This window comes from Salinivirga sp. (genome assembly GCF_035268865.1).
Lineage (GTDB): Bacteria > Bacteroidota > Bacteroidia > Bacteroidales > Salinivirgaceae > Salinivirga.
Genome location: NZ_DATFKB010000103.1, coordinates 1 through 26947 on the forward strand (window position 1 = coordinate 1; position 26947 = coordinate 26947).

Sequence of the window (26947 nt, forward strand, 5' to 3'; positions counted from 1 at the left end):
GAAAATTTCAGTAATTTTATCTATCATTTTAAGGGAGGTTTTTGGTTTTAAGTATTTGATTGTTAATTACTTAAATATAATCAAAAACCTCTTTTTATTCAAATAAAATTACTGTTTTCTTACGTCGAACTCACGTTAAAATATAAATCTATGAATGAACTGAGAACAAAAGGCGATATTGTAAACGATTGGTTGCCAAGGTATACCGAGCGACCGTTGGATGATTTTGGGAAATATATTCTCTTAACCAATTTTCAAAATTATGTGCAGCTATTTGCCGAATGGCACAATGTACCTGTAGTAGGTGAAGATAGAATGATGCCCAATGCCTCTGCACAGGGTATTACAATTATAAACTTTGGCATTGGTAGTCCTAATGCAGCTACAATTATGGATTTATTAACTGCAATAAATCCCAGAGCCGTATTATTCCTTGGTAAATGTGGTGGTTTAAAAAGAAAAAACAATGTGGGCGATCTCATTTTACCTATAGCTGCAATTCGAAGTGAGGGAACCTCAAATGATTATTTGCCACCCGAAGTTCCATCCCTGCCTGCCTTTAAGTTGCAAAGAGCCGTTTCGTCTGCAATAAGAGACTATAACCGCGATTATTTTACAGGAACTGTTTTTACAACAAATAAACGTGTTTGGGAGTATGACGAACGATTTAAAAAGTACCTCCAAAAAACCAGGGCCATGGCCATTGATATGGAAACTGCCACCATTTTTTCAGTGGGGTTTTATAATGAAATACCCACTGGTGCGTTGCTTTTGGTTTCAGATCAACCTATGATTTCTACAGGAGTAAAAACCAGCGAGAGCGACAAACGCGTTACAGCTCAATATGTTCATGACCATGTTCGAGTTGGAATTGATGCAATGAAAGAAATCGATCGTCATGGCCAAAGTGTAAAACACCTTAAGTTCTGAATATGCCCATACAGACATTCGAGGAGATAATTAAGGATATAGATGCCAAGAAGTTTCAGCCCGTTTATTTTATGTACGGTGAGGAAGGCTTCTTTATGGACCAAATTACCGAAAAAATTGCGAAAGAAGCTTTGCCTGAAACAGAGCGGTCGTTTAATCAAAATATTATGTATGGTGGCGATGTTGAGCTGGCCGACATTGTAATGGCTGCAAGGCGGTTTCCGATGATGGCCGAAAAACAGGTCATTATTGTGAAAGAAGCGCAGGAAGTATCTGGTATTGCCGGTGAGGTCAATGAATCCCAAAGGGCCGAGAAAAAGGAAAATCCACTTACGCTTTATCTTCAGAATCCGGTAGAGAGTACAATTCTCGTCATTAACTACCGCAAACAAAAAATTGACAAAAGAACCAGGTTTTATAAGGGCCTTAACAGCAAGGCTGTGGTTTTGGAGAGTAAAAAACTTTACGACAAAAAACTAAATGCCTGGATAGAGCGGTATATAAAATCAAAAGGCTATACCATTGTGGATCAGGCAGTACAATTGCTTGCCACTTACCTGGGTAATGATTTGGAAAAACTTGTAAATGAGCTGAACAAATTGGCAGTTATATTACCCGAAAAGTCAGCTATTACAGCAACACATATCGAAGAGAATGTAGGTATCAGCAAAGAGTATAATGTTTTTGAGTTATGGGGGGCCATTGCAGCTAAAAATGTAACCAAAGCTCATGAAATAGCCTATTTTTTCTCTAAAAACTCTAAAGATCATCATATTGCAGTTACTATAGCCGTTTTGTTTAATAGCTTCGTAAACCTCCTGCGTTATCATCAATTAGCTGAAAAGCGTGTGCCGGTTAATTCCATAACCAAGCAAATGGGACTGAATTATTATCAGGGAAAAGATTTGCAAACTGCAGCCAGAAATTACCCAAAGTCGAGGGCTGTAAGGGTTATTAGCCTGCTTAGGCATTTCGATGCCCGTAGCAAAGGTGTAATGGGTGAAAATACAAACGTAGGCGAACTGACCAGGGAATTAGTTGCAACAATATTATACTATTAATGAGTTATGAGCACTCAAATAGCGGACTTAACATAATTAAGGCTTCAGCAGGTTCAGGTAAAACCCACAGACTTACACTTGAATACATTAAGCTGGTGCTTGGAAATCCCTCATTGTTTAAAAATATACTTGCAGTAACATTTACCAATAAGGCTACGGCTGAAATGAAGCTGCGCATAGTAGACGAACTGACTAAAATTGCAAGCCAGGATCCTGATGGGAAAATGATGCCCGATTTAAAAAAAGCAATGCAGGTTTCTGAGCATGAACTAAGTAAAAGAGCTCAGCAAGTTTTAGAATTCATTTTGCATGAATATGGCCACTTTTCCGTTTCTACTATCGACCAGTTTTTTCAGGGTATTGTACGTGCCCTGACCCGGGAGCTTAATCTTAGTGGGGGCTACAGGGTGCAGATAGACCAACGCGAAATAATTGAAAATGCTGTTGAACATTTTCTTACCGACCTGAAAAACAATGAAGCCTACATGAAACTTATGCTCGATTTTGTCGATGCCCGAATGAGTGACGATAAGAGCTGGAATGTTCAAAATGAGTTAAATAAATTTACCGTACAGTTATTTCGTGAGCATGTAAGGTTCTACTTTATACGGAATCGTGGAAGTCTCACCGGACAAAAATCACCTGCAGAGGTAAGAAAGTTACTGCGTAATGCTATAAGTAAATTCGAAGCGCGTATTAAAACCTGGGCAGAAAAGGGGCATGCATTTTTATCTAAAACAGGTATTGAGCAGCAAGATTTAAACGGAAAGTCCAAAAATCCGTTTCATCTGGCACTGCAAAAAGCAGAAAAAAAGGATTATGACGACCTCCCGGCCAGACTTGAACGATTGCAGTCTGTAGAAAAATGGTTGCATAAATCCTCTGAAAAGAATGCTTTGACCAGTACGGTGGATAGTTTTATTACTGAATTTACATATGAGTTGGAGTCCATAATTAAAAACGAGTATGTCGAATATATTGAAGCAACAGCCCTCTTTAGAAACATTTTTCAGCATAGCCTGGCTTCTGGATTAATGCAGAAAGTAACCGATTATTTGGCTGATCAAAATCTTTTTATGCTGTCAGATGCCCCGGTGTTATTGAACTTATTTACAGACAACTCTGATACGCCCTTTATATATGAAAAAACCGGTCATCGCTTTAAGCATTACATGATTGATGAGTTTCAGGATACTTCAGCGCTTCAGTGGGCGAATTTCAAACCACTTATCCAAGAATCAGTAGCAAGCATTGGTTACGGAAATTTTATTGTAGGTGATGTGAAACAAGCTATTTACCGATGGCGCAATGGCGATTGGAATTTATTGCAGAGGGTAGTGGCCAAACAAATATCTGACCATACTGTACATTCTCTGCAAAAGAACTGGCGAAGTAAAGAAAAGGTTGTGAAGTTTAACAATACCTTTTTTAGTAACCTTATTCCTTTTTTGTCCGGTCAGCAAGAAGCCCCATATAGTGATATTCTTAGCGAAATGTATGATGACGTACAGCAAGTGATTCCCGAAATTGTGGCCGAAGATCGATTAGGGGGTTATGTCGAATTAAGAGGCCTTGCCGGTGCTAAAGTCGATGATTTTAAAGATAATGCACTCATTGCACTTAAAGAACAGGTTGACAGGTTAATGATTGATCATAAACAAAAAGGTGTATGCATACTTGTTCGCAAAAACGCTGAAGTAAAAAAAGTAGCTACTTATTTGATCAATGAAACGAACTACAATGTTATTTCAACCGGCTCAATGACATTGACCAATTCAAGATTGCTTCAACATGTAATTGCAGCATTCAGGTATTTGGTTGAGCCGCACGATCTTTATCTTAAAACACTTGCTTCTATTGAGAATTACGATAACAGCAAAATTAATTTTAACGAAGTATTCCTTGGAGCGCCAGAAAAATATTTGCCTGACGAATTTATTGAGCCACACTCAGAATTGGCAAACTCATCATCACTCTCATTAATCGGCAAAATAATCAGGATATTCAAATTGGATGAGAAATTTCCAGGTCAGGATGTTTTCATAAGTCGGTTTTATAATGAAGTAAAAAAACTTGCAGGTGAAAAAGGTGGTGGGCTAATGCCTGTAATTGATTGGTGGGACAGAGAAGGTAGCGAATTAAGCATTGAGGTAAACGAAACCGATGAGGAGAGCGTTACCGTAATGACCATCCATAAGAGTAAAGGTTTGCAATTCAGACATGTGATTTTACCATTTTTATACGGTTATCCTGATAAAAAGCTCGACATGATGTGGGTCGATGGCAGTGCATTCTCATTTGAGGCACTGAAAGAGGGTCTTTTTCCGATAACACTCTCGCAAAAGCATGTCCATAGTGCGGGTCTTAATTTTTACTATCAGAAGGAGCTTTTTGAGCTCATGGTCGATCAAATTAATACCCTCTATGTGGCTATGACAAGACCCAAAGAGAGTTTAACCGTCTTTTATAACAAAGAAGCTGGTAAAAATGAGGATGTGGCATTTTGGTTTAATCGTTTTTTAAACCAGGAGAATGAGGACAATAAACTATTAGTTGGCAGGTCTGAACAGGACGATATTTTTACATTTGGTGAGTTGATTAGGTCAGATGGAACACAGAAAACAAAACCAGCTGCCATTAATGTGCGTTTAGACGATTTGGTGTCATTGGCTTTGAAGACAGATTATCAGCATATTACCACAAAGCCGCACGAAAAATTAATGGCGTCGAAAGGGTCGCTTTTACATAAAATATTTGAAAAAATAATTGTGCCGGGCGATATCCAGAAGGCTATCGACGAACAAATCCAGCAAGGTTTTTTAGATAAATCAGAACGCGAAGCAATAATTGAAAAAATATACAAATGGGTCCGTCAACCACAAGTAGCTCATTGGTTTACTGAAAAAGTTAAGGTTTTAACCGAGGCCGATATAATAGTACCCAATAAAAGCTCAAGCAGACCCGACCGTTTGGTTTTTGATGGTGAAAAAGTAATTGTTGTCGATTACAAGTTTGGAGGACATAAGAGAGCAGAGCACCAAAAACAGGTTATTAATTATTGTAACATAATGCGCGATATGGGTTACCAAAATGTGGAAGGTTATATTTGGTATCCTGTATTAGCTACCGTGTATAATGTGAAGAATTAATTCCTTTATTGATTTGAGTTTTATTAACTTCAAAACATTAAAACCTACAAAATGCAGCCAATCAGTAACTCTAAAAACCAGTTAATATCATCGTGGCAGTTATTTATCGATAAGCTGGAGGAAGAGGTAATTGTAGTAAACGATCAGCATCAGGTTGTGTTGGCCAATGAGTCTGCAAAAAAACGGTTTGGCATTCATTCAATGCAATCTTATAAATATTCTTGTAAAAAGTTTTATGGACACTTCTGCGAAGCCTGTGAAAATTGTCCTGTAAATGAAACCTTGCAAAATCAAAAAACAAGTTCATTCTATTTTGAAAAAGCAGCAGGAAAAGGATATGAGGTTACTTCAATTATTCTACCTACAGAGCTTGAACATGAACAATGGGTTATGTGTACTTTAAAGCAAACCCGGAGCCACAAGGAGTCAAAAGAAAAATCTCAATCTGTAAGTGATGTTGGAAATTGGCAGGTTAAGCTCGATGAGTCTCTCAGGGTAGTGCAAACAAACCAATATACATTTCAGTTTTTGGGTCTAACAAAACAAACACTTGAGAAGAATAAACCGTTATTTACCGACCTGTTAGCACCTGAGTATGAAAATGCTTTTATAGAAATAATAAAAGCAATAAAAAATAATAAGGATACACGACAATTACGGTTGTTGGTTAACAGAAGAGACAATAGTTACTATGGAGGCAATGCTGTTATTGGTATAACAAATACCGGGGAAAGCACTTATTATGAATTAAGAATTTCGCCAATTTCATACCCGGAGTTTGGTAGTAAGGAATACTACGATAACCTCAGGTTACAGAATTTTATCTATATCATAACCCAACAGATGGTTCATTCTCAAACCATATCTGAAGGCTACCGTAATATAATTTATTCTATTGCAGAGGTTTTAGAGGCCAATGTTTGTGGGTTTCTTCATCGGGGAGCAGACAAGCAATATCAGGTTGACGGAGCTTTAGTAAACGGCAGATACTATTTTAATGATCATGATCCAACAAACACAAAAGATAAGATTCGAGCTTTATCATCTTTTTTGAAACAAGATGATCATTTAATAATATCGGCTGTTTCCAGCTCCGAACATGAAATTAAAGAATCATTATCTCGTCTGAAAGTAGAATCCTTTATATCATACCCACTGAAACATCAGAACCGTACAGTCGGATACATATTTATTGGATTACCAAACGCATTCGTATGGCCGGAAAGCAGAATAGACTTCGTTAAAATTATTGGTTCAATTATTCTGCAAAATTTATTGCAGCAGGAAACACGGGAAAAACTCAAGCGCTTAAATGAAAACTTTATCAATATATTTGATAATAGCAGTGATGCCGTTTTTATAGTGAGTTTAAATGGTCAAATTCTGGAGGCCAATCAAACCTCAACAGTCCTGACTGGCTACAACAAAAGGGAATTGTTAAAAAAGAACGTAAGTGAAATCTCAAAAGCGGAGACTCTCGACTTAGCCCAGGTGCAATATGAAATGCTCCAGTCTCAGCAGATGATTTTTGGAACAGAACTAATCCCTCGTAAAGGAGAAAAAATTCCGGTTGAAACAAGAGAGAAAATGATTCGCTATCAGGGGAGGCTTGCTATACTTGTCATTGCGCGCGATGTAAGACACAGACGGGAGATAAACCGGATGATGGTACAAACCATCTCAGAAACACAAGATAAAGAAAGGAAAAGAATTGCCGAAGGCCTGCACGATAATGTCGGGCCTTTACTAAGTACCCTGCGCATATATATCGATTTGTTAAGAAATACAGAATTAGTGCAGCAGGAAATCGAAGATTATTCAAATAAAATGAATGAAATTATTAACGAGGCAATTGATACTGTGAGAGAAGTATCAAGAAACTTAATGCCTGGTGTTCTGAATGATTTTGGTTTAAAGGAAGCAGTTTCTGATTTTTGTAACAAGATTAATCAAACAGGAGTTATTCGCGTGTATTTTAAATATAGTTTGGATAATACAAAATTAGAAGATAATCTGAAAAATGTTATATACAGTTTAATTAAAGAATTAATCAACAACTCAATAAAGCATGCCCAGGCAAGTGAAATTGAGTTAAGGATACATGAAAATGCTGAAGGCCTGCAGGTAGAGGTAATAGATAATGGAATTGGAATTGATATTGAACGGCAAATTTCTAAAAGTTATAAAGGCTTGGGGTTGAAAAATATTCTTAGTAAAGTTAATGCCAATTCAGGTAAAGTAACTATTTTAGATGTCGATGGGTTTGGGTTGAGAATTGTTTTTCCAACCAAAAAAATTTCAGAGTAGTCACAAATAATTTACTGCACTATAAAACAAATTGTTATGAATATTTTACAAGCGTTCATAGTTGATGATCACTCTATTTTCAGACAAGGTCTTGCCATTATGCTTAATAAACTGAACAATGTGAAAGTTATTGGTGAGGCAGAGGATGGGAAACAATTCATAGACAGTATTGATAAATACAATCCTGATGTTGTTTTTCTCGATATTAAAATGCCAATTATGGATGGAATAGAAGCTGCCGAGCTTGCTTTTAAGAAAAAGCCAAGTCTGAAAATTGTCGTAATGACTATGTTTGAAGAGCCTGCATATTTCAACAAAATGGTGGAACTTGGTGTGCATGGGTTTTTACTCAAAAATGCCGAGATGATGGAAATACGCAAGGCATTAGCCCGGATTAATGAAGGTGATACTTATTTTTCTGAAGATTTACTGAAAAAGATAAGACACACAAATACAGAAGAACCAAAATCAAACGATATAAATTTTTCAAGACGCGAAAAAGAGGTCTTGGACTACCTTTGCATGGGATTTTCAAACAACGAGATAGCCGAAAAGTTATTTATTAGCCCCCGAACTGTCGATGGCCACAGAGCAAATCTTTTGAGCAAAACAGACTCGAAAAATACGGTAAGTCTGGTTTTATTTGCTGTCAAAAATAAAATTGTTGATCTTGTGTAAAATATAAAAGTTTTATTTGAGGTAATCTTTCGTAAGTATAGACCTCGTTACGGTATTTTGAATTTTTATAGTGAATGTAATGCAAAGCAAAGATATTTTAATTGTAGATGATGCAGAAAATAACTTGATACTCCTGAGTGATCTCCTATCAGAGTTTGAATACAATATCAGAGTAGCTCATAATGGAAGCGAAGCGCTTGATCTCGTAAGGGAAAAAGCGCCTGATCTGATTTTGCTGGATATTATGATGCCTGAAATGGACGGATTTGAGCTGTTAGAAAAAATAAAACCTCAAATCCCTTCAGTAAAAACCATTTTTATTACTGCCAAGTCAAATGAGGAAGACCGTAAACGTGCATTTGAACTGGGAGCCGCTGATTTTATTACAAAACCAGTCAATATTATGCAGGTCATGGATATTGTAAAAAGATCTTTTGAATAGGTGCTGATCTGATCTTTTCTTTCTTCTTCTTTTCTTTCTTATCTCATTCCAGAAAATATGTTTTATGGTAAAATCTACCTGCTTTGAGCATTATATATATTCTTAGATAATGCCTCTTGGTTCGTAAGTATTTGTATTGTAGTTTTTTACGTATATTCGGGGATTCGTGGATAACATTTAATAATCAGGTTGAATTACTGTTTATGTATTTATGCGTTAAGCGTAATTTTATATCATGTTAAACTTAAAACTATTTAAATTATGAATTGGAGAAATATTCGAATTGGAGGCAAATTAGGTATCGGGTTCGGTATCTTAATAGTGATAGCCGTTGCACTTGGTATAATGGCCATTGTAAATATGACAAGTATGCGTACTGAGACTGGATATCTTAGTGATGAATATTTGCCAGAAATTGAAGTTTCAAATGGCATGGAGAACAGCTTTTTGGAGGCCATTTTTGAGCTTAGAGCTTATAATTACACCCACGAAAGTAATTTTTTGACTGCAGGTAAGGATTTATTACGCCAAACCCGAACCCATATTGATCAGGCATATGATTTAGCTGACAAAGCAACTCGTTTGGAGAAACTTGAAGGAGCCACTAAAACTGTGGATGAAAATCTGGCAAAATATGAAAGCCTGCTTGACCAAACTATTGAGGTTGTTGGGAAAATGGAACAAAACCGAAATAATATGGATGCCGCCGCTGCTACATATATGAGAAATTGTATGGAATATCTTGATGGGCAAAATGCCCGGATGCGCAGAGAAATTAATACCGGTAATACCAATATTGCAAGGTTAGAAAAAATTACCTTAATCAATAATATCATCGATGCAGGAAACGCTGTAAGGGTTGAAAATTTTAAGGCGCAGGCTACAAGAGACCCTGAGGCATTAAGAGTGGCTGTAGATGAGTTCAATAACTCTTTTGCCTATTTTGATGATATCCGAAAGTATACTAAATTACAGGATGATCTTGATGCCCTGGATAATATAGAAGAAGCAGGAAAACAATATGCAACTGCCATTAACAATTATCTTGTAAACTGGACTGAAAACGAGAGGCTTGGTGATGAGCGTGTTCCGGCCGCAGGTCAGGTAACCCAAAATGCCAATTCCGCTGCTGTGGCAGCTTTAAATGGCACTGAAAGTATAGCAGGTGATATTGTATCATTAATTGCAACTTCAAACCAGGTAATGATCGTAGGGCTTATCTTTGCTATGATTCTTGGTGTTGTCTTGGCACTTATTATCACTAAATCTATTACTACCGGAATTGGCAAAGGAGTTGGTTTCGCCAGAGAAATAGCAAAAGGTGACCTCACTGCTGAGATTGAGGATAAATACCTGAATCAAAAAGATGAAATCGGTCAATTAGGTAATGCTTTACAATCTATGGCCGATAAGCTTAAGCAAATTGTGCAGGATGTATTTGAAGGTTCCGAAAATATTGCATCTGCGAGCCAGGAGCTAAGTTCAACTTCGCAGCAAATGTCACAGGGGTCGTCAGAGCAGGCTTCATCAGCCGAAGAGGTTTCTTCATCAATGGAAGAAATGGCCAGCAATATTCAGCAAAATACAGATAACGCTAAACAAACAGAAAAAATTTCAATCAAAGCATCAGACGATATCTCGCAAGGTAATGACGCTGTAGAAAAAACAGTCGGTTCAATGAAAGATATTGCTGAAAAGATTACTATCATTAGCGAAATAGCTCGTCAAACCAATATTCTTGCACTGAATGCTGCAGTAGAAGCTGCACGCGCAGGCGAACATGGAAAGGGATTTGCCGTAGTAGCCGAAGAAGTGCGCAAACTTGCTGCACGCAGCCAGGAATCTGCACAAGAAATTGATGAAACATCTAAAAGTAGCGTTTCAATTGCAGAAAACTCAGGTAAATTACTTTCTGAAATTGTTCCTGATATTCAAAAAACAGCTAAGCTTGTTCAGGAAATTTCTGCAGCCAGTTCAGAACAATCATCAGGTGCCGAGCAGGTTAATAGCGCTATTCAGCAACTGAATCAGGTTACACAGCAAAATGCCGCTGCTGCCGAAGAGATGGCTACCAGCTCAGAGGAACTATCAAGTCAGGCTGAACAGATGCGTGAAACAATGGAGTTCTTTAATATTGGCTCAGATGCTAAAAAAAGAACACAGAAAAAGCATAAAAAAGCGAAAACAAAAGTAGAAACCATGCAGCAAAATAAGGAACAACCTCAAAAGCATCAGGGATCTACTGAAACTAAAGGCGTGAATCTAAACCTGAATGACGACGAACACAGCGATAAGGATTTTGAAAACTTTTAGAACAATATTACAGCACCTGGGAACGTTTAATTCCGGTGCTGTAACTTTTTTCATGAAAAATTGTACCGGTAAAAAAAATAATGGCCCACATCAAGAAAATATTAATTGTCGACGATTCCTTTAATAACCTGATTTTACTTGAAGATTTGTTAAGTGAAATGAGCTACGAAGTTGCGGTGGCACACGATGGCCTTGAGGCAATGGACAAAATAAGACAGGTTACACCTGACTTGATCCTGCTTGACATTATGATGCCCAAAATGGGTGGGTTCGAATTAATGGAGCAAATAAACGAGGAGCAGTTAGATATTCCTGTAATATTTATTACAGCTAAAAATAGTGAAGAAGAACGAAAAAGGGCATCAGAACTTGGAGCAGCCGATTTTATAGTAAAGCCGGTAATTATTAGCGATGTGCTTGAAAAGGTAGAAAAAGTTATAGATAAATCATAGTGATTAGTGTTATTTAGAAATGCGGTTGGGGTTCTATCCTGACCGCATTTTTAATTATAAAAGCTTGCCTTGCGTTTTAAATTAAATCGAACTAAATGACCTTTTAAAATGCCCTTAAAAAAGGCAAAAGGGAGATACTAAAATATTTTTAAGAGTCCCGAAATATGCAAACGATTGCAATTACCCTTTAGTTAGCATTAAAAATAAGCCCGGAAGAAAGAAAACATGATATTTTTCATAAGAAAAAACACTTAAAATTTATAGATTTGTATACAAATTAAGTTAAACTAAATAAAAACTATAAAGTTATGCCTAAAGGTTTTTTCAATGTCCCGAAAGCAGTAAACGAACCAGTACGTTCGTATGCTCCAGGCACAAAAGATCGTGAAGAGCTCAAAAAAGCACTTAAAGAGCTTAAGTCAAAACAAGTTGAGATACCAATGGTAATTGGTGGCAAAGATGTAAAAACTGACAAAGAAGTTGATATTCATCCACCACATGAATTGGCTCATACACTGGGGCACTATTACCAGGGAAGTGCTAATGAGGTAAATATGGCTATTGATGCTGCAATGGAGGCAAAAGAAAAGTGGGCAGCAACACCATGGCACGAGCGTGCAGCTATTTTTCTTAAAGTAGCAGATCTGCTCACAGGGCCATATCGCTATAAAATGAATGCTGCTGCAATGCTCGGCACATCAAAAACCGCGCATCAGGCAGAGATCGAAACGGCTTGTGAATTTGCTGATTTTATGCGTTTTGGTGTAGAATATATGACCAAAATTTATGAAGAACAACCAGTTTCAGATAAAAATACCTGGAACAGGGTCGAATACAGACCACTTGAAGGTTTTGTTTTTGCGTTAACGCCGTTTAATTTTACCGCTATTACTGCAAACCTGCCGGCTGCACCTGCAATGATGGGTAACACGGTAGTTTGGAAACCTTCAAAACTGAATATCTATTCTGCTAATGTTGTAATGGAAATATTCCGCGAAGCAGGATTGCCAGACGGTGTTATTAACCTTGTGTTTGCTTCTGGCCCTGTTGTGGCCGATACTGTCTTTGCAAGTCCTGATTTTGCCGGATTCCATTTTACAGGTTCTACACCAGTATTCCAGCAGTCATGGAAGAAAATTGGCGACAACATTACAAAATACAAAACTTACCCACGTATTGTTGGTGAAACAGGTGGTAAAGATTATATCTTTGCTTCACCAAAAGCCGATGCTAAGGCTGTGGCTACAGCTATGGTTCGCGGTGCTTTTGAATATCAGGGACAGAAATGCTCAGCTGCTTCAAGAACATACCTGCCAGGCAATCTTGCCGACGAAATTTTCAAGTACGTGAAAGAAGATGTTTCAACAATTAAGCAAGGATCACCCGAAGATTTTTCAAACTTCCTTTGCGCCGTAATTGATGAATCGGCATTTGATAAACACGCTGCTGCTATCGATATGGCTAAGGAAGATAGCTCTTGCGAAATTATAGCAGGCGGTGGTTATGATAAATCAAAAGGTTATTTCATCGAACCAACGGTTATTAAAACTACGAATCCAAAATTCTACTCTATGGAAGAGGAGCTTTTTGGACCAGTGTTAACCGTTTATGTGTATGATGAAAATAAAGTGGATGAAACGCTTGATATCCTTGACAATACATCTATTTATGGATTAACAGGTGCTATTTTCACACAAGATCGTTACGAAATCGATTACCTGACAAAACGTTTGGTTAATACAGCTGGTAACTTCTACGTGAACGATAAGCCAACTGGAGCCATTGTTGGACAGCAGCCATTTGGTGGCGCCAGGGGTTCAGGTACCAACGATAAGGCTGGTTCAATGTTGAACCAATTGCGTTGGGTGTCGGCACGCAGTATAAAAGAGAATTTTGTGCCTGCCAAAGATTATCGCTACCCTTACATGGAAGATGAATAATTATAACTATAAACAAAACCCGGTACATAATTATGCACCGGGTTTTTTAAAACCAATAGACTATGAATCCAAAAATGCAGAAAGTACTTGACAATTTAGGCATTGAAGAAGTTAATGCCGGCGTATGTACAGGTACACAATGGATAGATACCAACGGAAAAGAAACGACATCGGTAACACCAATTGATGACTCAATATTGGGAAAGGTTAAAAATGCAGAGCTCAAGGATTACGAAAATGTAATCACCAAAGCACAGGAAGCATTTAAGAAATGGCGCGAAGTTCCCGCTCCAGCAAGAGGAGAGATAGTACGCAAAATCGGTAATGCATTACGCGATAATAAAGAAGACCTTGGAATGCTTGTCAGCATTGAAATGGGCAAAAGCTACCAGGAAGGTCTGGGCGAAGTGCAGGAAATGATCGATATTGCAGATCTTGCCGTTGGACAGTCACGCCAGCTTTATGGCTTTACTATGCAAAGCGAGCGTCCCAATCACCGCCTCTTCGATCATTACCATCCCTACGGGATTGTTGGTGTAATTACAGCTTTTAATTTTCCCGTAGCTGTTTATGCATGGAATACAATGATCGCAGCTGTGACCGGTGATGTGGTTGTATGGAAACCATCATCCAAAACTCCACTGACAGCAGTAGCTGTGCAGAAAATTGTTGCTGATGTAATAAAAGATGAACCGGAAGTTCCCGAAGGAGTTTTTAACCTCGTAATTGGACGCTCTGCTGTAATGGGCGACAACTTTATCGAAGATAAACGTGTACCACTTATTTCTGTTACCGGATCGACTCGCGTTGGGAAACGTGTAGCCGAGAAAGTTGGAAAACGTCTGGGTAATACAATTCTTGAGCTGGGAGGTAACAATGCCATCATTCTTAGCCCGGATGCTAACCTTGAAATGGCCATACCTTCAATTGTTTTTGGAGCTGTTGGAACAGCCGGACAGCGCTGTACATCAACTCGTCGTGTAATTGTACACGAAGATATTTACGAAGATGTAAAGAAAAAACTTACCAATGCCTATGAACAAGTGTCGAAGAAAATTGGTGATCCGCTTGACGAAAATAACCTTGTAGGGCCACTTATCGATACAGATGCCACAGAATTGTTCACTTCTGCACTTGAAAAAGTGAAAGAAGAGGGCGGTAAAGTGCTATTTGGTGGTGAGGTTTTAAGCGGAAAAGGTTACGAAACCGGAACATACGTTGTACCTGCCATTTGTGAAGCACAAAATCATTACGAAATTGTGCAGGAAGAGACCTTTGCACCAATTCTTTATTTAATCAAGTACAAATCTTTCGAGGAAGCATTAGATCTACATAATGGTGTGCCACAAGGACTCTCAAGTGCCATCTTTACCGATAGTATTCAGGAATCAATGTCTTTCCTAAGCAACAGCGGTTCTGATTGTGGTATTGCGAATGTTAATGTAGGTACATCGGGTGCTGAAATTGGTGGTGCTTTTGGCGGTGAAAAAGATACCGGAGGTGGCCGCGAATCTGGTTCCGATGCCTGGAAGGCTTATATGCGTCGCCAAACTACAACAATCAATTACGGTAAAGATTTACCATTGGCACAAGGCATTAAGTTCGACATCTAAGCATGTTTTGAGCATTAAATATAAGAAGGACTGCATTTGGCGGTCCTTCTTTTTTTGTACGAAAATTCCTTGTAGAGGCTTAGGATATATTTCTTGTACAATAGTTTAAGAAAATATTACTGGAATTTGTCATGAATTAGTTTTATCTTGTATTAGCCATAACTAACTAATATTTTTACAATGAAATTTAGTCTTTTTGTAATCGCCTGGGCTGTAATATTCGTTTTTGCCGGCAATAACAATTTTGCAGCTGCCAATACAGGATTAAGTACATTTTCAGACACAGTTAACACTTCACAACATAAAATTGAAAATCAACACCATGATGGCGCTGAAAAGCCACATGATACAACCCACGAAGGTGGACATAGCTCAGATATGTCGCCCTTGTTTTTTGTAATAGTTGCACTTATTATTGGAGCTGCAACACGCCATTTTCTCCGAAGAAGTCCAATTCCCTATACCGTTACTCTGCTTATATTCGGGTTACTGATTGGCATGGCTGTTCGCATGGATTTTTTTGAAGGATGGGGAGATACGTTTGCCACAGCAGTGCGTTGGGCAGGGCATATCGATCCGCACCTGATTTTATACGTTTTCCTGCCCACATTAATATTTGAGGCCGCGTTTGCAATGGATGTGCATACATTTAAAAAATCGGTTGCCAACGCTGCTATTCTAGCTGTTCCCGGCATAATTGTGGCACTTTTTCTAACTTCTTTTATCATTATTGGTATTAAAGAGCTTGGAATTGGGTTGCCTGACTGGTCATGGCAGGTGGCTTTGCTTTTTGGGGTGGTTATTAGCGCAACCGATCCGGTGGCCGTGGTGGCATTGCTAAAAGACCTTGGCGCCAGTAAAAAGCTGGGAACTTTGATTGAAGGCGAATCATTACTTAACGATGGTACAGCCATTGTAATTTTTTTAGTTATTCTTGGAAGTATAAAAGGCGCATCGCCAGATATGGGTGAATTGGAGGCATTTGTGTTCAACTTACATCCCGTGCTTAAATTTGCTTATATCTCTTTCGGGGGAATATTGTTGGGTTTAGCGGTTGGTATGATTACAATCCGGTGGGTTCGCGGTGTCTTTAACGATGCAATGGTCGAAATATCGGCTATTGTTACAGCTGCATACATTACATTCTTTATTGCCGAGCACTTTCTGTATGTTTCGGGAGTGCTTGGACTTGTTTCGCTCGGACTGGCTGCTGCCAGTGTCGGACGAACCAGAATTAGTCCTGAAGTAGAACACTTCTTACATGAGTTCTGGGAATTACTGGCTTTCATCGCCAATACGCTTATTTTTATCATTGTTGGGGTTGTTATCGCTGAGCAGGCTGTCTTTACCGGAAGCGATTTTTTAATTTTGCTGATTATTTATATCGGAATTCACATTGTTCGAGCTATTGTAGTTACCCTACTTTTCCCGTTTATGAAGCGAACCGGCTATGGCCTCGATAAAAAAAATGCCATGGTCGTATGGTACGGAGCACTAAGAGGGGCCATTGGATTAGCCCTTGCTTTAGTTGTAGCCAGCCTCGACCCTGCAGTTTTACCTGAAAAAATCCAAAACCAGTTCCTGTTTTTTACTGCGGGAATTGTGATTTTAACTCTGGTTGTAAATGCCATTACCATAAAGTTCCTGATTCAAAAACTTGGACTTACCACTCTGGCCCCGGCTAAAGCTAAAATGATTTACAACGCGCAGGCGTATTTACGAAAAACGGCCGCCAATGCAATTGAGACACTTAAACGCGACCGTTTTATGAATCATGCCAATTGGCAACAGGTTAAAAAATATTTGCCTCCACAACCTGAGATTTCGAAGGACGAAATTGGCGATGTAGAAACCATTGCCGAAATCAGAAGAAGAATACTCGAACAGGAGAAAAGTAGTTATTGGTACCAGTTTAAAAAAGGCCTGCTAGGTCCAACTGCAGTGCAAAAACTCTCTGAGGGAATTAATACGATTTTAGATGCGGGAGGACTTATTCCACTGTGCGAAAGAAAAGACCTGGAAGAAAGCTGGAAAACACCAGGATTCCTGAAAACACTTCAGAACCAACCGCTGCTCGATAAATTGACTAAACATATGTTTTTCGATAGATTGGCTGTAAGCTACGATTCTGCGCGTGGCTTTGTCGAAGCGCAGGAAGATGCATTAAAATTGGTTGAAAGTATGCACAGAGAGGTAGAAGGCGGCGAAGACGGAGATAAAACCAATAGCCTGGAAATTATTGAGGAGGAAATCAATGAAAACCGTATCCATGGCCTTACTTACCTTCGTAATTTGCGTAAGAGTTATCCAGAAATATATAATGCAATTTCTACAAGACAAGCCATTCGATCATTGTTGAATTTTGAAATGCAAACAGTAGAAAGGCTCGAGAAAAAAGGACGTTTAGAGTCCTCAGAAGCAAATAAGATGGCTAAAGCAATTGAAAATCGCATGAAAAGATTGCTACAAAAACCACCGTCGGTTAAATTACCAAAGAATATTAAACTATTAAAAGATATGGAGTGGTTTGAGGAGGTGGAAATTCCGATGCTTAAAAAAGTATCTGCATCATTTAGTAGCAAAGTTTATTCTATGGGCGATAAACTCATTAAACTTCACGATAGTGGCAATGCAATTTTTGTCATAGCCAGGGGAACAGTTAAGGTTTCCGTGGGGAATGAGGTGGTAGCAATACTCGGACCCGGGAATGTGGTGGGCGAAATAGCTGTTCTTACAGGTAAATCAAGCTCTGCTACTATTGAGGCCGAGTCACCCGTTACAGTTTTGCGCATGAAATATCTTAAGATTCAGCGTTTACTTAACGAAGACAAATATTTGAAACATAATTTATGGAGAATTGCCGGCCGTAGAATGGCTGAAAATATTCTGTCTTTGACCAAAGAATACGGAAAGTTGAAACGCAAAAAACTCCAACGCATAATTGATAAAGGAGAACTAACAGAATTGAATGCCGGTAACACTTTTACGCTCGATAAAAAAGAGGGCATACTGCTTTCGGGAGCGGTAAGCCTTGAGGGAAGAGAAATGCGGGGTACCAGATTAATGACCCCGGGTGATTACCATGTTGTCGATGAGAGCTATATATTTGTAATTTAATTTTTTTATATGAAGAATTTAAAATTATTTATGGTTGTTGCATTAGTGTCGCTCATGGCATGTAATAAAGAAAAAAGTGATATGGAAAACAGGGATAGTATAAAGCTTATAAAAGAGAATCCTTTAACTTATAGGTTACCTTCGCCGAGGTTAGAAAGCGATATGTCAGCTGAAGAGGTGATGAAAAAAAGACGCTCTCACAGGCATTTTGTAAGTAAAAGCATTGATGCTTCAGATGTGTCACAAGTACTTTGGGCAGCATATGGAATTACACAACAAGCAAATCATAAACAGTTGCGAGGCGGTTTTCGTACAGCACCTTCAGCTGGCGCACTTTATCCTTTAGAACTTTACTTGTTAGTTGATAAAGTTAATGGAATAAAACCTGGTGTGTATAGGTATGTGCCCGATGGACATCAAATTCAACAAACAATCGAGCATGATGTAAAACTTGAACTTTCGGCCGCTGCTTTAAATCAGAAAATGATACATGAAGCTCCGGCGTGCCTGTTTTATAGCGCGATTTATGAGCGAACAACAGAAAAGTACGGCGCCAGAGGAGAAAAACGTTACGTGTGCATGGATCTGGGACACTCCGCACAAAATGTATATTTGCAGGTTGAGGCGCTACACATGGGAACATGTGCCATTGGTGCATTTAGTGATGATAAGGTTAGGGAAGTTATGCAACTCCCTGCAAAGGAGGAACCGCTATACATTATGCCTTTTGGTCATTACTACAATAAAAGGGGGTTTTAAAAATAAAAGAAGAGGTTTCTTTGCAGAAAAGAAACCCCTTCGTTAGTTTTATTTTACTGGCTGATACATTTTCGTGAGCCATTTTGAAGTGTCTTTTTCGGTTTGTGGGTCCGTTAGATACACTTCCCATGGAGATCCGGCTGCTTCTAATCCCATTTTTTTAATATTGTCCATTAAAAGTTGCCAGGTTTTGTGCTGATCGGCATAGGCGCCTTTGTGTATAATACTTAGGGCTTTTCCGCCATAGCTTTGTATGACTTTTATTTCGCCTTTGCCTTCGACTTTTTCATTTACCGGAAATCCTACCGTCATTTCGCTTATACTGTCTGACCAGCTTTTCCAAATGGTTACAGGTGATCCTAAAGGTTGAATTTTGTTCTCGCCCATGTAAGTACCCAGTTTCATGAAAAGATTCGGTATAACCTCCGACATGCTTTCCATATCGGCAGATCCGCTGATTGACAAAAGGGGTTGTGGTTTAACTTCTTCGTATTTAATTTTGTGTCGTTCTTCTGCCATATGGTTGAGTGCACTGTCAAGTTTATTCAGCCCTTTTTTGTAAGATTTTTTAATCATGGGCTTAATAAACAATACACTCATCCAGCGCCCCAAAGGGTAGGCGGCATCTGAAGAAAAATTCCAGGTCACCTTAACTCCTTCATCTTTTTCATCAAAAAGTATAGCAGCATTGGCTTTGCCCTGATCGCCAAAATCAAGTGTGGTTTTAATCTTTTCAAACGGTTTTGATTCAGTGATAACCTGTTTGCCTCCATCCATATCATCGTCCCATGTCATGGTGGCTCCTGCGCCACATTCGGGCCCGCTGTAGCTTATGTTTTTTACATTCTGCCACGGGCTCCAGCTAGCATTTGCCTTGAGGCAATTCACTTGTCTGAACGTTTGGTAAAGGTTGGCTTTTATAACTTTCGATACTGCTAATTCTGTTTTAGCAGGCATAAATACTCCTCCAATGAGAATAATAGCTATGATGATACCCAGAATCCATAGCAATGTTTTCAATAGTTTTTTCATTATTTGCAGTTTTAGTTAAAAATTTAAGAAACCCTGTCTATTCGAAAATACAAAAGTGATTAATACAAAGCAATTTTAATTTTGTTTTGCGTCTGATTTTCAATGTGATGTGAGTTCGCGTTAATTTATTATCTTCTGAACTCTGTAACTATTTATGCTTTTTCCGGTATTTTAATAAACTATTATTTACCCAATAACCAGAATCATGAAATTTTTTAAGTCGAAAATTTACCCTTTATTTATTGCATTGCTTTTTCTGAACACAAGTAATGCGCAAACTATCGATGGATATTACAATGTGCTTAAAAAACAAGGTCAACAACCTGCTACTTTTGTTACGAAAAAACTACAGAAATATGATTTGATTGTTTTTGACGATGCTTTGCATGCTGCAGTTGAACCGTTTGAGTTTTACACCAATTACATTCGCAAACAACCGCATACATTAGATTATTTATTTGTAGAAGTCTTCTCAATAACAGCACAGCCCTTAATCGATAGTTTCTTGCAGTGTGAAATCAAAGATACCTCCATTCTGGCTGGCGTTTTCAAAAAGGATTTTGGGCTTGGCTGGCCATATCAAACCTATCTTGACCTGCTTCTAACAGTGTGGAAGGTAAATCAGCATCTTGAAGAGAATCAGCAGATTCGGGTAATCGGAGTCGATCAGCCAATATATTGGGAAAGCTTGCATAATCGTCGGGATTTTAACCTTTTTAAGCAAAGTTTAATTGCACGTGATTATTTTATGTACAGCATTATTGAAAAATATATGGACGGTTTTTCGGGCACTAAAAAAGGATTTTTCCTGACCAATACCCGGCATGCTTATAAGTGTATTAAAAACAAGGATGGCCAGATTTATTGGAATGCAGGAACATTTCTTCATCAGTGGCACCCCGGGAAAACTTATGCCATAAGGTTTCATAATATGATACTCAATATTAAATCGCTAAAAAAGAATGTTACGCATGGTTCAATGCAAGGTCTTGATAGGTTGGAATATACCTGGGCGCGTATGGATAATGGACTATGGGATAGTGCATTTGCCAGGAATCAAAATCTTCCGGTTGCCATCCCATTAAAAAACAATGTGTTCGGCCGGCACCCTTATTGGGGTAATCATATGAACAATGTTTTAGCCGGACAAACCATGTACAATGCTTATGATGCTATTATATTTTTAAAACCACTGGAAGAGACACAATTCAGTGCCCATACAAAATTCTATTTTACCGAAGCATTTAAATCTGAACTTGTGCACAGAATAAATGTTATTCATGGCCATAATATTGATGAGTTTTTGCATAAAAATAATGTAACGTCAATTGAGGAATACATTGAGCAGCTTTCAGAATTTGTGCCCCAAAAGCAAAATCCATTAATTCAATGATAAAAATAGCCTGGTTGCTAAACAAAACCCTGTTGAGATTTTTCTATACAATAGAAATAATCAATTTATGCAAGAATTTTGGAATGAAAGATATGCCCAACCGGCATATGCTTATGGTGAGCAACCTAATGAATGGTTTAAAAAACAAATAGATGGTATGAAACCCGGAAAAATATTACTTCCGGGTGATGGTGAAGGACGAAACGGGGTTTATGCCGCAACCCTCGGATGGGAAGTAAATGCGTTCGATTTAAGCAGTACTGGTAAAGATAAAGCAATACAGCTGGCAAATAAGCATACCGTGGAAATTGACTACAAAGTTGGAGAGCTTACGGAGTTCAATTACAATAAGGATAGCTTTGATGCCATTGCTTTGATTTTCACACATTTTGCACCAGGGTTAAGGACCAACTATCATCAAATTCTGAGTACCTATCTGAAACCCGGAGGAGTAATTATTATTGAAGGATTCAGAAAAGAGCAATTTGAACGATTGAAGCCGGGTGAAAAAGGTGGTGGGCCTAAAAATATCGATATGCTCTATTCTGAGGCTGAATTATTATCAGATTTTAAGGACTTTGAAATTCTGGAGTTAAAAGAAGAAGATGTTGACCTTGATGAGGGGCACTTTCATAAGGGTAACAATGCTGTAATACGTTTTCTGGGAAGGAAGAAAGGTTAAACTGCTCTCTTTAAAAAGATGAACGTGACCCTTTGAAAAACAAGTATTAATTCAAATAATGTTTTGCCCCCTGCATTCAAACGAGGGTTAAATCTGCTTTTCATATATTCGTAGGAATATTATCTTTAAGGTATAATTTTCAGCTAAAAATTTTTCTATGAATATGCTAGTTCGTGTGAGCAGAAAAAGCTTTTTGGTTTTGGAATTTTTTAATGGACTAAGTGCATTGGCCGGAGGAATTGGGCTTATTTTAAATCCTGATGGCAAAGCGCTGGGTATGAATGTGGAAATGCTATCCGCTACGCCTTTTGAAAGTTTTCTAATCCCGGGAATTGTTCTGTTTGTTGTCAATGGTTTGGGCAACACCACAGGTGCAGTTTTAACCCTAAGAAAACATAATATGAGCGCTTATGTGGCAGCCTTTTTGGGTTTTGTGCTTATGGTCTGGATTGTGAGTCAGGTAGCCTGGATTGGTTATCAGAGTTTTCTGCAGCCATTATATTTTATCACCGGGCTTGCGCAATTAATACTGGCTTATGTCTTTGTGGTAAAGAATACCTCCTCAGAATAACAGAAAACACATAAGCTAATCTAGCTCAAGTTTATAATGTGCTTATGACATGGGCGCGGCTAATACGCCGTGAAAATAGATAATCTGCCCTTTCAGGGCGGCCGTAGCGGTATTGACTTACCCCAGGACGTTGCCCTGAGTTAAAATAAGCTGCCACTTCGTGGCGTTTTAGCGTAGATTTGTTTTTTCTACATAATCAGGAGTAACCCAAATACAACAAAATTGTTAAATATTATTGAAACCCCATTTTTTCAATAAATTCCGCGCTGAAAGCTGATTCATTTTGCTTTTCTTCGGGCTGAAAGCCCAATTTATTCTAACCCATGGCGCCGCCATGGGTGTTTTCCGGAAGGGTGAGGCGCCCTGAAAGGGCAACTCAGAGGACTTTTAATAAATCTTGATAAATTGTGGATATCAATTAGCTTTTTTCATTAAGTGTTTGGTTGAACATTACTACCTTTGAATTTCAACTGAAAAATTACACACCTTGAAAATACTTCACACATCAGACTGGCATTTAGGCAAAAGACTCTATAACCGCGATCGTTTATCGGAGCAGCAACTAATTCTTGATGAAATTCATGAGATTGCCGAACAGCAACAGGTCGATGCCATTGTAGTTGCAGGAGATTTGTTCGATGTGGCTAATCCTTCAAACGAAGCCAGTGAGCTGTTTTACAAAGTTTTGAAAAAGCTGAGCAAAGATGGGAAACGTCCTGTGATTGCCATCGCCGGCAACCATGATTCCCCACAGCGTATTGAAGCGCCCGATCCGTTGGCAAGAGAATGCGGCATAGTGTTTTTGGGATACCCTACGAGCAAAGTGACTGAATTTAAGTTGGATAGCGGCTTTGAAATACTACATGCCGAAGCAGGTTTTTTGGAATTGAAATTGCCCGGACAGGCCGCCCCATTGCGCATTATTGCTACACCGTATGCCAGCGAAATTCGTATGAAACAGTACCTGGGCTTTGAGGAAGATCAGGGGCTCCGTAATGCTTTACAAAAACAATGGCAAACCCTGGCAGAAAAGTATTGCGATAATCGTGGTGTTAATGTGGCCATGGCACACCTGTTTGTGTGGAACCGCGAAACCGAACCTCCTGAAGAGCCCGAAGGCGAAAAACCGGTAAAAGTAGGAAACGCATCGGTTGTTTATGCTGATTTATTTCCTGAGCAAATGCAATATGTGGCACTGGGGCATTTGCATCGTTCGCAGGCCATAAACGGTGGCAAAAGCCCGGTGTTTTACTGTGGCAGTCCGCTGGGCTACAGTTTCAGTGAAGCCAATCAAAAGAAATATGTGCATGTTGTGGATTTAGAGCCCGGAAAAGATGCTGGTGTTGAGAAGGTTGAACTAAACAATGGCCGCGAAATAAAACGCAAAACTTTTGAACAAGTTGATGAAGCAATTAAATGGTTAGTGGAAAACCAGGATGCATTTACCGAAATTACAATGCGCACCGATGATTTCCTGAAAGCTGATGAAAATAAAAGCCTGCGCGATGCCAGTGAGAACCTGGTCAATATAATTCCTGAACCAAAAAACAGGGCTGCATCTGCCCAAAACCAAAAGCAAATTGACATGAATCAATCTGTCAGCGATTTGTTCAAAAAGTATTTTTACCACACACACGGGCAGGAACCGAATAATGAGATGATGGAAATTTTCAATGAAGTACTCAACCAAAAAAGCGATCAATGATTCCCGAAAAACTTAAAATAAAAGGTATTTATTCCTATCGGCACGAGACAATTATTGATTTTGAAAAATTGACTGATGCAGGTTTGTTTGGAATCTTCGGTAAGGTAGGCAGTGGAAAATCAACAGTGCTTGAGGCGATTTCTTTTGCCATGTATGGCGAAACCGAAAGGCTCAATAACCGCGATTCCAAGCTTTACAATATGATGAATCTGCGCAGCGATGAGCTGGAGATTGATTTTATATTACGTCATCTCAACGAGCGATATAGGTTTATAGCAACTGCACGCAGAAATAGTAAAAATTTTGAAGATATAACTAAAAGCGAACGCAAAGCATATCATTGGGAAAATGGACAATGGGTTCCGCTGGAAAGTGCTGATGCTACAGAAGTTATTGGTCTCCGATATGAGCATTTTAAGCAAATTGTAATTATACCGCAGGGAAAGTTTAATGAGTTTGTTCAGCTCTCCGCTGCAGATCGCACCAAAATGTTGCGTGAGCTTTTTCCCTTAGAGCGTTTTGATCTGAAAGACCCGGTAAACCGTTTGCATGCCAATACAAAAACTGCTATTACATCATTAGAGGGGCGATTACAGGAACTGGCTGAGTATTCTGAAGAAGTTGAAAAACAGATTGAAACGGAATTGCAGACGCATCAACAAAAGTTGAAAACGAAAAAAGAGGCCCTTACAAAACAGGAACAAGAGCTCAAAAAAGCTGCAGAGCTCAAAAAACTGACAGATTCAATAATAGCAGCACAGGAAGAATTGACTAAACTTCTGCAGCAAAAAGCAGGTTTTGATACACTAAAAAAACAGATCGACACGTATGAGAAAGTTCGATTGAGGTATGAGGCATTGCTGGAAAGGCTCAATGAAATTGAGGAGGAAATGGAGCGTTTGCAAAATCAGAAGAGTGAGCAAGAGCAAGAGTTACATACGGTTCAGCAAAAAATAAAACAATTTCGTATAGCCCAAAAGGAAATACTTGATAGAGATGGCGATGAGGAAAAGCATAAATTGCAAATAACCGGTGTAGAGAAGGCTCTGAATATTAAAAAATGCCAGCAAGAGCTTGATAGCTTAAATGTAATGATGCAACAAGATGGTGAAAGCCTCAAAAAAGTGCAGAATGAATGGGACATGCGCAAAAAGGAGCGAGACCAACAGCAAGCATCGCTTATAAAGCTACGTGAGCAGTTGCCAGACGAATCAGCGTTGTATGCGTTGCAAAATAGTTTTAAAGATGAGGAGAATCTACGTCAGCGACTTAAAACGGCTCAGGATGAACATGAAAATGTTACCAAACTAGTAAAAGAACTTACTACCCGGCGCATACAAATTGTGGAAAGCATAGCCAATCATTTACAAGTCGATGGAAAACACAGCGAACTGAAACTAAACGAGGCCCGGGTAGCTATTCAGGAGGCGATGGGTGTAAAAAAAGATGCACTCCAAAAGTTGCAAAACCATAAACAAAACTTAGATGTGAAATCTGGATTAGCCGCCCATGCCCAGTCGCTGAAAGCTGGTGAAAAATGTCCTTTGTGTGGCGCTACAGAGCATCCCGAACCCTATTCCGATGAAGCCCTTGCAAAGGAAAAAGACAATGTGCATGAACAAATCAGCGGGCTGGAACATCACCGCGAGGTGCTGAACGAGGCGCTTATTCAGCTTAATGGCTTGGAAGATCGTTTCAAAAAAGAGACTGACCAGATAAAGGCGCGTGAAAAACAGGTGTCTGAAGCTCAAAAATTACTGGACCAATGCCTTGAAGATCGTAAAAAGTTATCATTGCAATATATACGTGAAGAGCTTTCCTCTGTATTGGATAAGCTTAAACAACAAAAGACTGAAATACAAGAACTTGAAAGGTCAATCCACCAGCTTGACAAGCAACTGGAAGATCAATCGGTAATTGAAAAACTTAAGCAGACAATTCAGGAGCAAACCAATCGAAAGGCAGGGTTGGAGTCCCGTATCGAATTGCAAAAAACGGAAGTCGATGAGTCGTGGCTGACATTAACCACAGAACAATTGCAGACAAAGCAACAAGAAATAGGAAGGAGCCTTGAAAACTTGGTAAAGCTTACAGCCGATATGCAGGAGTTGGAAAAACAACACCAACGTTTAGAGGTGGAGCAAGCAGGAACTAAAAAACAGCTCACTGCCCAGCAAGAGTTAAAGAAGGCCAGAGAAGATGAAGTTTCAGAAAAATTACAAACCGATGGTTTTCGGGGGCGTTCAGAAGTGCACGAAATACTGAAGCAAGCGCTTGATGTGGATGGTAGCAGAAAAGAGATAGAAACGTATTACCAGCAACTAAATTTACAGCAGAGCCGCTTGAAAGAGCTGGAGAAAGAGTTGGGTAATCAGAAATTTGATCCTGAAGCTTATCAGACTTTAGAAAAAGCCGTTACAGAGCAACGTGAGCAGCTTAGCCAGATGGAAACCAAAACCGGCGAATTACAAAGTCAGCTCAAAGTATTAAAAGAGAAACTGGAGCTAAAAAACCGACTTGCAAAAGACCTTGAAGCGCAGCAAAAGAGAAAGAGCAATCTGGATGTACTTGTCAGGCTATTTAGAGGTGATCGTTTTGTGCAGTTTGTCAGCCAGATCTATCTCGAACAACTTTGTGCCATTGCCAACGAACGGTTTAAGCAACTCACGCATAATCAACTGGAACTGGGTATCGATGAAAAATACAACTTTATAGTGCGAGATTATTTACACGACGGGCACACGCGGTTACTGAAAACCCTAAGCGGAGGACAAACCTTTCAGGCCGCTTTGTCGCTCGCTAT

Annotated in this window: 18 protein-coding genes; 17 read left to right on the forward strand and 1 reads right to left on the reverse strand. The window is 39.0% G+C overall.

Going from position 1 to position 26947, the window contains the following annotated elements; genetic code table 11:
* Positions 1–159: 159 nt before the first annotated feature.
* The 12 genes from VJ937_RS06050 (at position 160) to VJ937_RS06105 (ending at position 18761) form a co-directional block, all read left to right on the forward strand.
* Entirely contained in the window at positions 160–930 is a 771-nt protein-coding gene (locus VJ937_RS06050; protein WP_324066010.1) for an AMP nucleosidase, read from the forward strand.
* 2 nt (positions 931–932) lie between these two features.
* Positions 933–1991: a DNA polymerase III subunit delta gene (holA, locus tag VJ937_RS06055; protein ID WP_324065992.1), complete on the forward strand. Its 1059-nt coding sequence runs from the start codon at positions 933–935 to the stop codon at positions 1989–1991.
* Positions 1991–5140, forward strand: a complete 3150-nt coding sequence (locus tag VJ937_RS06060) for a UvrD-helicase domain-containing protein (RefSeq protein WP_324065993.1) — start codon at positions 1991–1993, stop codon at positions 5138–5140. The genes holA and VJ937_RS06060 overlap by 1 nt, the downstream gene beginning before the upstream one ends.
* Positions 5141–5191: 51 nt before the next feature.
* On the forward strand, positions 5192–7447 hold the full coding sequence (locus VJ937_RS06065; protein WP_324065994.1) for a PAS domain S-box protein: 2256 nt from the start codon (positions 5192–5194) through the stop codon (positions 7445–7447).
* A 36-nt stretch (positions 7448–7483) separates the two neighbouring features.
* Entirely contained in the window at positions 7484–8125 is a 642-nt protein-coding gene (locus VJ937_RS06070; protein ID WP_324065995.1) for a response regulator transcription factor, read from the forward strand.
* A 79-nt stretch (positions 8126–8204) separates the two neighbouring features.
* The gene (locus VJ937_RS06075) at positions 8205–8567 is read left to right on the forward strand and encodes a response regulator (RefSeq protein ID WP_324065996.1); all 363 of its coding nucleotides are present in this window, start codon (positions 8205–8207) and stop codon (positions 8565–8567) included.
* A 261-nt stretch (positions 8568–8828) separates the two neighbouring features.
* Positions 8829–10880, forward strand: a complete 2052-nt coding sequence (locus tag VJ937_RS06080) for a HAMP domain-containing methyl-accepting chemotaxis protein (protein WP_324065998.1) — start codon at positions 8829–8831, stop codon at positions 10878–10880.
* An 80-nt stretch (positions 10881–10960) separates the two neighbouring features.
* Positions 10961–11332 carry a response regulator gene (locus tag VJ937_RS06085; RefSeq protein WP_324065999.1) on the forward strand — a complete coding sequence of 124 codons (372 nt, stop codon included), beginning with the start codon at positions 10961–10963 and terminating at the stop codon, positions 11330–11332.
* A gap of 308 nt (positions 11333–11640) precedes the next feature.
* Complete coding sequence (pruA, locus tag VJ937_RS06090) at positions 11641–13272, forward strand: L-glutamate gamma-semialdehyde dehydrogenase (protein ID WP_324066000.1); 1632 nt, start codon at positions 11641–11643, stop codon at positions 13270–13272.
* Between the two features lie 62 nt (positions 13273–13334).
* Positions 13335–14885 carry an aldehyde dehydrogenase family protein gene (locus VJ937_RS06095; protein ID WP_324066001.1) on the forward strand — a complete coding sequence of 517 codons (1551 nt, stop codon included), beginning with the start codon at positions 13335–13337 and terminating at the stop codon, positions 14883–14885.
* 180 nt (positions 14886–15065) lie between these two features.
* Positions 15066–18002 (forward strand): cation:proton antiporter, encoded by a 2937-nt coding sequence (locus tag VJ937_RS06100; RefSeq protein ID WP_324066002.1) that lies wholly within the window; start codon positions 15066–15068, stop codon positions 18000–18002.
* Positions 18003–18011: 9 nt separating this feature from the next.
* Positions 18012–18761, forward strand: coding sequence for a SagB/ThcOx family dehydrogenase (locus tag VJ937_RS06105; protein ID WP_324066003.1), 750 nt, complete (start codon positions 18012–18014; stop codon positions 18759–18761).
* A 48-nt stretch (positions 18762–18809) separates the two neighbouring features.
* Here VJ937_RS06105 and VJ937_RS06110 read toward each other — a convergent pair whose 3' ends face one another.
* Positions 18810–19793, reverse strand: coding sequence for a GyrI-like domain-containing protein (locus VJ937_RS06110; RefSeq protein WP_324066004.1), 984 nt, complete (start codon positions 19791–19793; stop codon positions 18810–18812).
* Positions 19794–19998: 205 nt separating this feature from the next.
* Between VJ937_RS06110 and VJ937_RS06115 the strand changes: the two genes are divergently transcribed.
* The 5 genes from VJ937_RS06115 to VJ937_RS06135 all read left to right on the forward strand — a co-directional run.
* On the forward strand, positions 19999–21186 hold the full coding sequence (locus tag VJ937_RS06115) for a hypothetical protein (protein WP_324066005.1): 1188 nt from the start codon (positions 19999–20001) through the stop codon (positions 21184–21186).
* Between the two features lie 67 nt (positions 21187–21253).
* Positions 21254–21868, forward strand: a complete 615-nt coding sequence (locus VJ937_RS06120) for a class I SAM-dependent methyltransferase (RefSeq protein WP_324066006.1) — start codon at positions 21254–21256, stop codon at positions 21866–21868.
* A gap of 157 nt (positions 21869–22025) precedes the next feature.
* On the forward strand, positions 22026–22439 hold the full coding sequence (locus VJ937_RS06125; RefSeq protein WP_324066007.1) for a hypothetical protein: 414 nt from the start codon (positions 22026–22028) through the stop codon (positions 22437–22439).
* Between the two features lie 487 nt (positions 22440–22926).
* Positions 22927–24144, forward strand: coding sequence for an exonuclease subunit SbcD (locus tag VJ937_RS06130; RefSeq protein WP_324066008.1), 1218 nt, complete (start codon positions 22927–22929; stop codon positions 24142–24144).
* Positions 24141–26947 (forward strand): SMC family ATPase (locus VJ937_RS06135; RefSeq protein ID WP_324066009.1); only part of this gene is annotated, 2807 nt, incomplete at its 3' end. The genes VJ937_RS06130 and VJ937_RS06135, both read left to right, overlap by 4 nt.